The organism is Candidatus Poribacteria bacterium (assembly GCA_021295755.1).
Classification (GTDB): domain Bacteria; phylum Poribacteria; class WGA-4E; order WGA-4E; family PCPOR2b; genus PCPOR2b.
Genome location: JAGWBT010000001.1, coordinates 19,192 through 32,792 on the forward strand (window position 1 = coordinate 19,192; position 13,601 = coordinate 32,792).

General features: G+C 48.6%; 12 protein-coding genes. 5 read left to right on the plus strand and 7 right to left on the minus strand.

Annotated features, from left to right (window positions below; translation table 11 throughout):
* Nucleotides 1–16 precede the first annotated feature (16 nt).
* From J4G02_00055 to J4G02_00070, 4 genes are all read left to right on the plus strand, one after another.
* Complete coding sequence (locus tag J4G02_00055) at nucleotides 17–1,315, plus strand: HEAT repeat domain-containing protein (GenBank protein MCE2392987.1); 1,299 nt, start codon at nucleotides 17–19, stop codon at nucleotides 1,313–1,315.
* Nucleotides 1,316–1,619: 304 nt separating this feature from the next.
* Nucleotides 1,620–4,442 carry an outer membrane protein assembly factor BamA gene (bamA, locus tag J4G02_00060; GenBank protein ID MCE2392988.1) on the plus strand — a complete coding sequence of 941 codons (2,823 nt, stop codon included), beginning with the start codon at nucleotides 1,620–1,622 and terminating at the stop codon, nucleotides 4,440–4,442.
* Between the two features lie 112 nt (nucleotides 4,443–4,554).
* Nucleotides 4,555–5,445, plus strand: a complete 891-nt coding sequence (locus J4G02_00065; GenBank protein ID MCE2392989.1) for a phytanoyl-CoA dioxygenase family protein — start codon at nucleotides 4,555–4,557, stop codon at nucleotides 5,443–5,445.
* Nucleotides 5,446–5,507: 62 nt separating this feature from the next.
* A complete protein-coding gene (locus tag J4G02_00070; GenBank protein ID MCE2392990.1) occupies nucleotides 5,508–6,395 on the plus strand; it encodes a dihydrodipicolinate synthase family protein in 888 nt (295 codons plus the stop codon).
* A gap of 21 nt (nucleotides 6,396–6,416) precedes the next feature.
* Here the strand turns inward: J4G02_00070 and J4G02_00075 are convergent, their stop codons facing one another.
* The 7 genes from J4G02_00075 to J4G02_00105 all read right to left on the minus strand — a co-directional run bounded on the left by J4G02_00075 (nucleotide 6,417) and on the right by J4G02_00105 (nucleotide 12,516).
* The gene (locus J4G02_00075) at nucleotides 6,417–7,244 is read right to left on the minus strand and encodes a phytanoyl-CoA dioxygenase family protein (protein ID MCE2392991.1); all 828 of its coding nucleotides are present in this window, start codon (nucleotides 7,242–7,244) and stop codon (nucleotides 6,417–6,419) included.
* 13 nt (nucleotides 7,245–7,257) lie between these two features.
* Nucleotides 7,258–8,286: a Gfo/Idh/MocA family oxidoreductase gene (locus J4G02_00080; GenBank protein MCE2392992.1), complete on the minus strand. Its 1,029-nt coding sequence runs from the start codon at nucleotides 8,284–8,286 to the stop codon at nucleotides 7,258–7,260.
* Between the two features lie 38 nt (nucleotides 8,287–8,324).
* Nucleotides 8,325–8,975 carry a hypothetical protein gene (locus J4G02_00085; GenBank protein MCE2392993.1) on the minus strand — a complete coding sequence of 217 codons (651 nt, stop codon included), beginning with the start codon at nucleotides 8,973–8,975 and terminating at the stop codon, nucleotides 8,325–8,327.
* 17 nt (nucleotides 8,976–8,992) lie between these two features.
* Nucleotides 8,993–9,808, minus strand: coding sequence for a hypothetical protein (locus tag J4G02_00090; protein ID MCE2392994.1), 816 nt, complete (start codon nucleotides 9,806–9,808; stop codon nucleotides 8,993–8,995).
* 3 nt (nucleotides 9,809–9,811) lie between these two features.
* A complete protein-coding gene (locus tag J4G02_00095) occupies nucleotides 9,812–10,462 on the minus strand; it encodes a hypothetical protein (GenBank protein MCE2392995.1) in 651 nt (216 codons plus the stop codon).
* A 30-nt stretch (nucleotides 10,463–10,492) separates the two neighbouring features.
* Nucleotides 10,493–11,389, minus strand: coding sequence for a hypothetical protein (locus J4G02_00100; protein MCE2392996.1), 897 nt, complete (start codon nucleotides 11,387–11,389; stop codon nucleotides 10,493–10,495).
* 173 nt (nucleotides 11,390–11,562) lie between these two features.
* A complete protein-coding gene (locus J4G02_00105; GenBank protein ID MCE2392997.1) occupies nucleotides 11,563–12,516 on the minus strand; it encodes a D-2-hydroxyacid dehydrogenase in 954 nt (317 codons plus the stop codon).
* Nucleotides 12,517–12,696: 180 nt separating this feature from the next.
* On the opposite strand from J4G02_00105, the gene J4G02_00110 reads away from it, so the two are divergent.
* Nucleotides 12,697–13,578 carry an amidohydrolase family protein gene (locus tag J4G02_00110; protein MCE2392998.1) on the plus strand — a complete coding sequence of 294 codons (882 nt, stop codon included), beginning with the start codon at nucleotides 12,697–12,699 and terminating at the stop codon, nucleotides 13,576–13,578.
* Nucleotides 13,579–13,601 lie beyond the last annotated feature (23 nt).

Here is a 13,601-nt window from a genome sequence, read left to right on the forward strand (position 1 = left end):
AGGAGAACAAAACTTTATGAAGAAACATGTAACAACCATACCTGCTATTCCTCAAGCAGATTCTGCCATCTTGAACCGTGCAAAGGATTTCTCGGGAACCATGCAGAAATTCGTCACTACACTAAGAACGGCGCTTTGGGCAGGACTAATACTATTAATCTTGCTAATTGGATGCGAACCAAAACAGAAAATTGACCATTTGAAAGTTGGACGGCAACAACTGCTAAATTCAGGGCTAGCAGTTGATGCGATTAAGCATCTGAAGAAAGCGGAAATAGATGAGCTAGACAAGGCTCCGGCTCACGCTTTGTTAGTTCTCGCATACACGCACGGTCTCTCAACAGAAGCCGCACAGGTACAAGGACTGGAAGCTGAGTTCAAGAGCGAACGGACACAGCGGTTAGCTGCGCTAGGAAATGAGGAAATCGAGTACCTCCTCCAAATTTTGGTTAGGCGTTCTCGCCTCCAGAAAGATGCGATGCAAGTCGTGGTAGACAAAGGTGTAGACGCGCTTCCTGTCCTGATCGCTGCCCTAGGTCAGGCTGATTTTCTAAACCTACATGGCGACATCGTAGAGATGATGTATCAAATTGGAAGTGGTGGTATTAGCTTAATGGTTGACGCTATTCAGAACGCTGACATAACCACAGAGGTCAAAGTTGCGCTCGTACGCCTTATCGGACGGATCGGCGAACCGCAGGGACTTGACGATCTGGAGACAACTCGCAACGATACCGATGATGCCGGACTGCAGATGGAAATAAGTGTCACGCTCTATAGGCTCGGAAAGCATGAATATGCAACGGCAATCATTAAGGGATTGACTGACGATGATGTGAATGTACGTCGTGCCTCTGCACGGGCGATGACACACCTTAGCAATTACCCGGTTGGGCAACTCCTTAAAGTGCTTAAAGACACCGATGATCAGGTCGTTACCTATGCAGCGCAAGCATTTCAAAGGCAGCCGGATGCACAAGCGGTCGCAGCCCTCACCAGCGTCCTCACAGGCACAGCAGATAACGCTGCAAAACAGGCATCTTCGGAAGCACTGCGAATCCATGCCCAGAAGAAGTTGACAAAGGGGTTGACCCCCCAGCTCATTAAAGCACTGATTTCGGGTGAAATTGGGAACGCAGAAGATCGACTACGCATTGTTCAACTGCTTCGAAAAGAACCGCTGATGAACCAAATTAAGGTGACCGCATTGGTCAATCCACAATTGGTATACGAACTTGATCAATACCTAAAACAAACTGAGACACATGAGATAGTTAAAGGAGAGTTGAGACGGCTCCTTGCCCAAGTTGAGTGAGAAATAACAGTTGTCAAATCTGAATCACAGTCTCTGTTGCCCCGTTTAGTGTAAGTTGAATACCTGATCAGTCTTTTGCAGAAATTTACGGCAGTTGATCGCGTTCACTGAAGTGTTGTTTCTTTAATCGATAGCCTCAAGCGTGTCGTCTGCCTCAATAATGAAAAGCGTAATCTGTAATCCACCGTTCCAAAATCTGCCTACAATCCCGTTGTTCCGGAATCGTTGAAAAACCAAATTCCATGGCGTCAATCCTACCGTACTGACTGAGTTGCGAGGAACGGAAGGAGGTGGAGATCTACGAATGGATACACGAACAGATCAGCGAATTCATAAACCACCGAATCAACTTCCCTCTAATCCATCTTTCATGTCCTGCCTTTTTCCGGTAGCGTTTCATGTGATGCTTATCTTCTCCGCTGTTGCCCTCAACTCCGCTTGGAGCCGATCTGGGAGTCTCCCCGTTGTTGAAATCCAGTACAGGCTAGATGGTGCAATCCTCAATTCAGGTTCGCTGTATGCGGATGTGACGCGTAAGACGCGGGTCCAAATTGGAAATACCGCGTCGCCTTATCAAATCCGCAAAAGCATTGAAGGGATATATACAACTGGTCTCTTTTCTCAGGTTACAGCAATCGAGATGCCTATACAAGATGGGGTCCGATTGACGTTCGATCTCACTAGCAAGGTACGAATTGGAAAAATTGCGTTTAAGGGGAACAGTCTAAGCGATGATCTGCTCCTAGGCGTAGTGGTCTCTCACCCAAAAAAGGAATATTCCATGGAGATCGCAGAAGATGATCGGCGTAGAATTCTTGATTTATACAAAGATTACGGATATTTTCAGACAGAAATTCGTCTGAGCGCCTCTCCTAATCCCGACTCCTCACATCAGATGGATTTGTCATATAATATCTACGAGGGTAACCAAGCGCTTATTCAGGCCATCCGGTTTGAGGGTGTCAAATCAATTGATATTGAGAAGTTAGAAAAAAACACTAAAAGCAAAAAAGGTGAAATCTACCGCAAGCAATCCGTTGATGCCGATACCAATCGCCTTCGAGAGTTATATCGGAAAAATGAGTATTTGACTGTAAAAGTCATACCCGACCCAGTCTACAATGACTCAACTGGTACAATTATCCTTAATTACAAAATTATCGAGGGGAAAAAGATCAGAATCGAATTTATTGGCGACGGTATTGACGAATCGGAGCTTGAGGAAACTCTGGGTCTGTTCAAACGGGATAGTTTTTCGGAGACGATTCTTAAAAGTACAGAACAACAAATTCTTCAAATCTATCAAGGGAAAGGGTATTACGAACCGATAGTGAGCCACAAGGTTGAAAGAATATCGGGACAAGAAGAAGTTATCTATTTCGAGATTCAATTGGGACAAGCCCCGCGAATTCGGAATATAAATTTCGATGGGAATACGGAATTTTCAGATACAGTCTTGCTAGATCTGATGGAAACCCAGCCTCGCAGTCGATTTGTAGTCCCCGGATTTGGATGGCTATTCTCCAAAGGTATTTATAACCCAGCAACACTTGAAATAGACAAGCATGCACTGGAACTCTTTTACAAGAACCGTGGTTATCCAGATGTTCGGGTCGCGAGTGATGCCCCGGAGATCGATAAAGATAATAAGCTCATTTTGCATATAAAAATTAACGAAGGGGAACAGAAAATCGTAGACCAGGTTGCAATCGAAGGCGCGACAATCTTTGAAACGACTGAATTATACACAAAACTAGACGCGCAAGCTGGGAAACATTACAGCGATGATATAACGAGCGATGATGAGCGCTATCTCGAATCCCTCTACAGTCAGGAGGGATATATCTATGCACATATCAGCCATCACTATAATCCAGAAAGCCGCACGCTCACCTATCAGATTTCTGAGGGGGTTCAAGCCAAGTTTGGCAAATTCAAATTCGATGGGGATGGGAAAATCAAACTGCATGTTTTGCAGCGCGAATTTGAAAATCTCAGTTTGGTTGAAGGAGCAGTGTTTAACGAGGAGCGTTTATTTGCAGAATCTCGACGATGTTTATCGACTACCGGTCTCTTTACCGAGGTCGAAATTAAGGTGCCCGACCGATATGAGGAAAATACGGAAATTATTGATGTTGACGTAAACGTTGAGGTACGAAAACCAGGAGCAATCAGCGTCAGCGGGGGATATATCTCCTCTGAGGGTATTCGTGGAACATTAGGACTTGCCCACAACAACCTGTTCAAACGTAACATGAAAATTAGTGGGAAAGTTAGTCGGGGGACAAGAGGTAATCTGTATGAGATAACGTTGATTGAACCGTGGTTCAAACTGGCACCCCTCGATAAACTGATTGGACCCACAATAGGGACATTCCGTCTGTTCAACGATAATCTGGAGGAATACGAAGATATACGGGCGCGAGGTGGAACGGCAAACCTTGCCAAACGGCTTGGACAATACAGCAATCTTGCAGTACAGTACAAATCTCAAGATCTACGCGATCGTGAAGACCCGCCTAAAATTCAGACTACGGTGAGTAGTCTCGGTATCGAATTCCATCGAGACAGCCGAGATCATTTCCTGAACCCCAAGAACGGCTGGTTTAATGAAGCTGCGATTGAGTATGCCGGTGGATTTCTCAAAGGGCAAACCAGTTTCTTCAAATTTACAACCGATCATCGCTACTATTGGCAGTTTTGGGGAGATGCTGTCCTTGCCAGCGCAATTCGCCTTGGGTATGAAAAAGGGTTGAGAGGAAACCGTGACCGGCAAATTATCTCCTTTGAGCGTTTCTATGCCGGCGGATCAAATACGGTTAGGGGATACCCGGAGCGGAGCCTTGGACCGGAAGATGAATTCGGCAATCATCGTGGGGATGTGTTATTCATTCTGAACACGGAACTCCGTTTTCCAATCTATAGGTTCATCGGTGGTGCGCTATTTTTGGATACAGGTAATGTATGGGATAAATTTTCGGATATCCAGGGAGACCTTCCACGTATAGCAATAGGGTCAGGTGTACGGTTAGATACTCCACTTGGACCTGCCCGCGTCGATATTGGGCTACCGGTAATGGAAGAATTTAAGCCCATCCTTTACCTGCAACTTGGCCAAGCATTTTGAACGTGCGATCGACAACACAAAGACCATCTTGATATCTTATTGGTTCTGCTTTAATTCGATGCAGACCTCTAACAGTTCTGGTTTACGTCAACAAGAAATAAGGAACGGACAGATGAAATTGACACGTGAACAAATTGAAGAATTCAGAACTCAAGGGGTATTAATCGTCAAGAATGCCGTACCTGAACCCGGGTTAGATCCTGTGATTGCCGAACTTGAGGCTTGGGTTGATAGACGTGCGTGTGAGCTACACACTGTGGGGAAAATTCAGGAACCGTATCCTGATGCTCCCTTCGAGATACGCTTTGGGCTCCTCTATAAACAGTGCAAAGAGGTGGGTGATGGACTCGACATCAGTATATCTCGCGGTCAAGCGATGTTTCAGTTTCTGCACAATAAGCATCTGCTTGATACAGTAGAATCACTCGTCGGTCCAGAAATCACCTGTAATCCTATTCAACATGCGCGGACTAAACCGCCGACAGCATACGATGGACACACTGGGCCATCATTCCACGTCGTTCCTTGGCACCAAGATGCCGGCGTGATGATGCCCGAGGCTGAAGTTTCAAACATCGTAACTTGTTGGCTGCCTCTGGGAGATGCAACGATCGAAAGGGGATGTATGCAGGCGCTTCCCGGCGTGTTTGATCTTGGTTATCTGAGTCACTTCAAAGAAGAAGCCGCGACTGTTACGATCCGCCCTGAAGTGCTACCGTCAGTCGAACCGATGGATCTCGTGTGTTCCAAAGGTGATGTCGTTCTATTGAATAAATTCACGCCACACCGTTCAGTTCCCAACGTCTCGGACAAATGCCGGTGGTCCCTGGATCTGCGCTACCAGACCACGGGACATCACACGGGCAGAACAGCTTACCCAGAATTCATAGTACGCTCTCCAAGCAATCCTGCGAGTGTTTTGCGCGATTATGACGAATGGTCCCGGCTTTGGATTGATGCCCTTGAGAAGCCCAGAGGGGTAACGATGCACCGGACAGATTAATCGCGATTGCGGCTTCATAGGTTAATTTCCATCTAGATCAACGTAAATAGCGGAGGAAATTCATGTTCAATTTTTGTGGTGCATGGCCCGCTTTGGTCACACCTTTCACTGCCGAAGATAAAGTGAATGTACCGGTGTTACAAGAGCTAGTAGAGTATTTGCTAGATAAAGGGGTAGGAGGATTTTACGTCTGCGGAGGCACCGGAGAAGGGCTATTCATGGTGCCAGAAGAACGAAAGTTGGTCACTGAAACCGTGGTTGACCAAGTAGATGGGCGCACACCTGTCATTGCGCATGTTGGTAGCATGATTGTCGGTGATGCGGTCCAGTTAGCACAACACGCACAAGAGGCAGGAGCTGCGGGAATAAGCAGCGTTATCCCACCGATGTTTCAGAACAGTGAAAGTCTCTATACTTACTTCGAGCGAGTTGGAGCTGCTGCACCTGAAATACCGCTGCTTACGTACATATTCGGTGGCCCCACCGACGCCGTCGCGCTGATGCGGCGGTTGATGGATATACCGACCGTTGCCGGTGCGAAGTACACGGGACCCAATATGTACGAATTTAGAGAGATTGTAGAGCTGCGAAGAGATAACTGGAGGATTTTTTCGGGTATGGATGAGCAGTGTATTTACGCTGCGATGCAGGGCGCGTGCGGCAATATCGGTTCAACCCTCAATTATAACCCCGGAATCTATCGTGAGATACACAACAACTACGGAAACGGGAATATCGCTAAGGCGCAGGAACTCCAAGTGTATGCCAATAAAATAACCCGTGTGCTGTTTTCCTTCGGTTTCTTTGGTGCGATCAAAGAGGTGATGTGCATGTTGGGCTTCGACTGTGGGAAACCGCGGCTGCCTCAACTTCCATTCGCTGTGGAGAAGCGAGAGGAGTTAAAAGCGGAATTAGAGTCCATCGATTTCTTCACCGTGGCAGAAATGTAATTCTTGGTCCTCTCCTCAGAATCAGCTGAGCCAACACTCTGGCGTATAGGCTTCACGCAAGAACATCTTTTTACGCGCGGGATCTGCGCGTTCAATCCATTCCGCCGGAATTTCTTGGGTGTAGCGATGTGGTGGTCCTATCTCCTTGAAAATGTCGATTAGGAAAAGTCGATACGCCTGCGGGGAGTCCAGCGACTTCGGTTCAACACCGTGAAACATCCGAGCGTTAAGATAAACCATGCTTCCCGGCGGAAGTTCTAGGTGTCGCACCGCAAGTTTACGACCCGCAACCTCGTCAAATTCTCCCGCTAGAAGCCTTTCCTGTGTAACATCCGCCGTTGGTGGAACCCGATGACTCCCCGGGATAACTGAGAGGCTTCTGTCGCCCCGTGTGAACCCATTAGGGTAGTAGAGTATCTGAATGTACCATTTATCCCTTTCGGCAAGGTTTATCGGGTTCTCATGGCGCCAATGGTGGTGGTCTTGGTGGAAACCGAGCCGTCCTACGCCGCGAGGGGCGATGTTCATCGCGGAATGGCAAAAGTGATAATCGGGACCGATAGTCGCCTGGAGCAGCGCCGTAACAAGCGGTGCGTCGATCAGTCGATCCGCCCACGGTCCCCTGTCATTCCACGGTCTGACGAAGTATACGGTTGGATCGCTCGGCTTGCCGTCTTGGTCCTCCAAAGTGCGGAGATATTCACGGGCACCAGCCAGGTTGAGCACCTCATCAGTCAATGCCGAAAGCGCTTCCTCCGTAAAAACTTCGGGTATCGCAACGTAGCCGTCCCTATGAAAATCCTCAAGATTTTCTTGCGACGGCGCATCGATGTGAAATATCGGACTCATGATTGATTCTCCATTAATTAAGGGGTAGGGCAACCGGCGTATGCGCCTGTGCAGACTGGCGACAGGCGAGACATAACTCAATCACGTGCTGGGCATCCTCAATGGTCAAATCCGGGTCTGTTTTGTTCTGGCAACATTCCACCCAATGGGTCATTTCGTCGAGTAGGTTGTTATTTTGGATTCGGTAAAAATTACTGACCCCCTCTTTTGTGAAAAGCGTTCCTTCATACACGCTTTGCTGCGTCCGAATCGCACCTGTTGTACCGACTAACTCAACCTCATAAGCGGGCAGCCTAAAACCGTCAACGGAAAAATAGATGTCAATCGAACCCATGACCCGATTCTCAAATCGTAGGATAATCTTACCATTGTCCATAAAGGGTGAGCGATCTGAAAGGTAATTGTCATATTCTGCATAAACCCTTGTTACTTCTGAACCTGCGAACCATCTAATCACATCGGCAGCATACCAAATCAGAGACAGTTCTGGTCCCCCTTCTGCTTCCTCCCAATACCAATCATCCTTTGGAAAACTATTTATGTTTCCGTGTTGATGCAACGCCCGAATCGAAATCAGTTCGCCAATCGCCCCGTTTTTGAAACGCTGATATGCTTCGCGGATACCCCCGTCGAAGCGCTCCGTTGTGCCGGAGGTGGCAATCACTCCGTGCTCCCGCACCGCTTTTACGATACGTTCCGCTGCATCGACGCTAGTCGCCATCGGCTTGGCGATGTAGATAGCCACACCCAAAGGGGCAACCTGTTCGACAAGACGAACCGCTTCGGTGTTCTTGGCACAGATACAAACCGCATCCAACTCCTTCTCTTGAATCATCTCGACCGGGTCATGATACACTTGGAGACCATACGCTTCAGCAAATTCTGCTGGTGTTTTCCCGAGGGAGGTAGAAATCAGGTTTGAATCATAGTCCAAATCTGCGCACGCCACTAGTTCGGCGTTGGAAATACTGCTCAGACAATTCGCGAAGGCATGGGGCCAATAAACACTCTGGAGTCCAACAATACCTGCTCTGATGCCCATTATTGTCTCCTCTTATGCCACATGCCGTCCCTCAGAGGCTAAATCAGATGTAACCAATCGGCTAGTAGGAAGTCAACCCGTTGAATGAGCAGAGATACACGACCCATCACCGTGTTACCAAATGCTGAACCGAAGCCAATCATCAGAAAGACAATACCAATCTTTGAAACGCCGCCAACCACGCCCCGATGCTCCACAGAAAAGAAGAAGTAGGTCAACGTTGACATCACACCGATAAGCATAAGAATGACACCAAAGATTTGAAACGGACCTAACTCGCCCGCATGAATCTGTGCAAATGGAGCCAACGTCCCATGCACCTGCTGAAAGATGTCAGCTCGCATTACATTTGGAATTGCTAAACCGGATCCTACCCCGATGAGGATAGCAATTGGATACCGAATTAACCACCCGTGTGTCGGGGCAAGACGTGTAAAGAATAACGCGCCAATACCGATTGGAATAAGCCTCAACAAGCCAACCCACTGCTGCTGCGTGACAGCTTGTGCAATGGGCTTCCACGCGAACGGTATAAAACCTTGGTGGATTGTAAGCACAATACCGTAGCCCACCGAGACCCCCACAAACAGGTGTTCCGCAAATCGGTAAAACGGATTATCTCGATACAGAAAACTAAAGATGCAGAGTGTAAGTAGTGCAGCCACCCAGGTACCAATCAATTCCGCCATGTATGAAACCTCCTGTTTTATTCAGCTTGACGCCGTTGGATAAAGAAGGCGATATTACCTAGAATCACAAGCCCGACAACCAGTAGATGTGCGAAGGATTGGATGCTCATGCCTTCGGTCCCTTTTGCGGGTTTCCCAATTAGCTTTTCATACTCTGCAGCGCCTAAGAGGCCGGGCATCAAACCGATCAGCTGCTTTGTCTGTAAGTACGGGTACATCTGCGACACAATCACCCCAGTCACACCCGCGGCTATCTGCTGGTTATACCTTGTGTTTGTATAAACAATCCACCATTCCGTGGAGCTGCCCGATGCTAGGTCGAGAACCAGATCAACCTGATCATAATTTTTGATATCCGTCATCATGGGAATTTCCGCGAGTTGGGTTTCGGCATAATCGGCTTCAAAAACGGAATCGATTGCCGTACCCATTCCTAGAAGCACCTGCGTTGCGCCCGGCCGAAAGCCCAAATAGACGTAATCTTCACCATAAACCGCTCCCGCTTCGGCGGCGGTCTCCGACAACATTCCATCTCCCAACGTTGCCCCTTCCGCCAGAAGCGTCATGCCAATAATCCGAATCTTGTTCCGAAAACAGTGGTGTATCACCGCTTTTGCCATCGGGTGGAGTTCCGCTAACGACGAGGGGCCGTAGTTAAATCCAATCATGAGGGTTGAACCGGCGGGCAGCGCTTCAATATAGTCGTAGGTACTACGCGTCGGTTGTGAAACAGTGATAGGAAAACTGACTGACAGCAAGGAAGGAATAATTACCGCCAATGCAACCAAAATGAAGACAATTCGCCGATCTATGTTCATTAGTTTTTCGATCATTTTTTAATCTCCTTCTACGCCTCCGAGATATGAACGTTCAATACCCAAGATGATACGAATTGACTGAGAAATCACACCGAGGCTGATGCCAAGAATAATACCCCGTCGTGCGGAGAGATTCGGATTATCTAAAATCCACTGCCGCGCTGCAGAAGGCAAGTTCTCTCCAAATGGCATTATCGTGTTCCAGATGAGATCCCCAACGGGGGCATTCCCAACCATGACAACTAGTGCCGCAGCAAGTAGCAGGGTCGCCTCAAGGGTGCGGGCCCGAAAAGCACGATAGGCAGCAGAGGCGATAAAAAATGCGAGAAGTGAAAACATCGTTGCATCCATTGGCACTTGCACGTTTTCAAACAGCCACACAAAAGCCGGATGCCTTTGGCCAAACGGAATGCCAATCGCAACCATAACGATCATTCCAATGAAGACCAGAAAGCTATATTGCCAATATTCACTGCGCCGACGGATGCGGACCCAGTGGGTCTGTATCAAGGTTGCGATAGCTAGTACAAGTGCGAATGGACCGATAACCAATGCCCAATCGATGACCTCCTTGTTGAGCCCTTGAGAAAATGGGTGCGGGCTAAATTCGGTAAGTGCCATCACAATACCAAATGCGAAACAAAGGATTAACGGAACTTGTCGTCTCATAACACCTCCTGAAGCCTGAAACGTAAAACGCTACTTAACTCGCTGGAAGAAGGTCGTCATCCAAGTAATCCCGAAAAGTTCGAGAATGACGCCAATCACGATAGCACCAAAAATCATCACCTTGCCGTAATCTTGCCCCTTGAGACTACCGAGCAGCATCGGTTCTCGAGACAGGTACGCGCTAGCTGCGTATAGTTCTTCACCAATCAGTGTATAGTCACACGCGGCGATGAAGAACGGTAGTTGGTGCTCCTTGTCGGTTCCGGCGATCTGGATTGCCCCGATGGAATTGCCGGTTTCCGCCAAAATCAACGATTCAGCAAAAAACGAACCTTGCAGGAAAACTGCCGCCGGCTCTTCCCGAACCATCATTCCATCAACACCCGCAGCATAAGCGAATTGACTTTCTGTGAGGAAGAAGATGTTCTCCTCATTATAGGCATCAGGTCGTCCTTCATTGAGATAAGCGGTTCGCACCATCTCCCGAACTACATTCATTACAATAGGATCATTGCACGGGACTCGCAGCGGCGTTTCATAATCCGCGGTCTTCTGTGCCACTTGGCTGAGGATGTTCATACTCGCGATGGTTGCAACGTTGCTGACACCTCCCAAGCCAAGGATGTACATAATCGAACGTCCCATCTCCGTCGCTCGACCAATTGCCTCATCTACCGCTTCAAGTCCGGGAATACGACGGATAAACAGTTCCTTCCCACTTCGAGCATGGTAGATACAATAGACTACTGTGGCTGAGTACAGGAGCACGGCGAGGAAAATCCATATTTTGGCGGTGTCAAACAATCGGGTATCTTCGGTTGTTGTTGCTTCTTGTGCAAAGGCATTAAGGCCACACCCTAGCACAAAAACCAGTATAACTAACCCTTGAACCACCGGTGATGGACAAAAGATTTTTTGCCCTTTCATATTGTAACCTCCAGTCTTTTGGTTCGATGCGTTTGTTTCCATGGATGAGAACATAATTGATAGCTGCGATTATAGCACCGTATCGCAACGCTGTCAAAAGGAAACAGGATACAACAACTTCTCTGAATGGATATTGATCCGCCTTTAAGAGGTCCTGTTAAAATAAGCCACAATTAGAACCCACGTCTCTTACCGACAACGTTCCGCAGCGGTTCCCCCTTCAGGTAGCGTTCCAAGTTTTCGCAGAAAAATTCGAAAGTTTTGCGCGGACGATGTTGCGAGGAACCGGCCCTGTGCGGTGTGATAATAAGATTAGGAGCATCCCAGAGTGGACTCTCCGGCGGGGGTGGTTCAATTTCTGTCACGTCTAAGCCAGCACCGGCAATTTCGCCATTCTTTAGTGCGTCAACGAGGGCATCTTCGTCAATAATACCGCCGCGAGTGACGTTGACTAGGTAGGCAGTCTGTTTCATAGCAGCGAGTTCTACGCTTCCAATCAGATGATAGGTCTCCGGGGTTTTGGGGCAAGCGAGGAGAACCGCGTCCGAACGCCTAAGTAACTCGTGCAGATTTTCCCGCGTTGCAGATTTTAGCTCAGCGACCTCGTCCGGCTTGTCCTGGCGTACCGGGTCTACAGCCAAGATTGTCATATCGTAACCGCGAGCCCGCTGCACCATCTCCATACCAAAGCCGCCCAAACCGATTATACCAAGCGTACTGCCTGTCAGTTCAACCGCTGGCATCTGCCACGCACGACGTCCATCACTCCCCATGACGTGTGGGATGCCTCGCGCAAGAGACAAAAGCAACGCCCAGGCGTGTTCGCCGCCTTGGCTTGCGTAGAGCCCTGCCATGTTGGTAACTGTCACATCATCTCTCTTGATGATTTCCGGAAACAGAAAGTTGTCCATGCCTGCGCTGTTGGATTGGATCCAGCGTAGGTTCGGAGCCACCGCACACACGGAGGGCAGAAAAAGCCCCAATATGACCTCCGTATCGGGGGCAAATTGGAGGGCTTCCTCTTCGTTGGTGGCGTGACAGACTTCGTGGTCGCCGTATTTGTGTGCAATCTGTTGGAAGGTTTCGATCTGCGCTACGTCGAAGGCAAAGTGGATCAGTATTCTCATGATTGTTTCCTAAAAAGACCAATCGCCATGGAAATAGGGACCGGTGGGAAAATTTGGTGGTAGTTTACGCCAACTATGTTACCATCTTAACATAGGTTATTCTTTAGAACAATAAAAAAAATGACGCAATATAAGTATTTATGTCATTCCCACCTTAAACCAGTGTAGACGGAGGAAAATATGATTATCGACTCACACCAGCACGCATACTATCACGGGCGCAATCCTGCTGGCGTCATTGCCGAAATGGATGAATTCGGAATCGACGTAACTTGGCTTCTAACTTGGTATCATCCACCGGCGGAGGATGCGCCGGGCAGCTGTCATGCTTTTAATCCCTGCAATGTCCGACCGGACGGGACGCATGCGGGTGCTACGTTGGAGGAACTACTAGGAGCGCGAGATACATATCCGGATCGTTTTATTGCCGGATATTGTCCCTGCCCCTCGGAGGGAGATGCCCCTGCGCTTTTCGAAGCCGCCTATCACATGCACGGGGTGCGGGTCTGTGGAGAGTGGAGCTACCGAATGTTATTGGATGACCCACGTGCATTGGAACTATTCCGCAGAGCCGGCGAACTCAAGTGCCCGGTAGTGCTACATATGGATGTTCCCTATCTGCCAAACGAGAACGGTGGGCAGGTTTACCAAACCTACTGGTATGGCGGTGGCGCGGCTCCGCTAGAACGCACTTTGCAAGCCTGCCCGGAAACGACTTTCATTGGTCATGCCCCCGGCTTCTGGCGATATATCAGTGGCGATGCCGACAGCGATCCAGCGACATATCCGCGTGGGCCGATTACACCTAGTGGTCAAGTACAACGACTTCTCGATATTTACCCTAACCTCTACGCAGACCTGTCGGCTGGATCCGGACTAGGCGCATTGCAGCGGGATATAGGCCACGCGCGCGAATTTCTCACCCATAATGCAGATCGCCTACTTTTTGGTCGCGATCAACATGGTCAGGCGCTCCAACTGTTTTTACAAGGGCTTGAACTGCCTGATGAGGTAGGGAAGAAAATTTTCTATGAAAATGCGTTGCGTTTGGTACCTCTCTAGGATCTTGATTGAAGGCACCAACG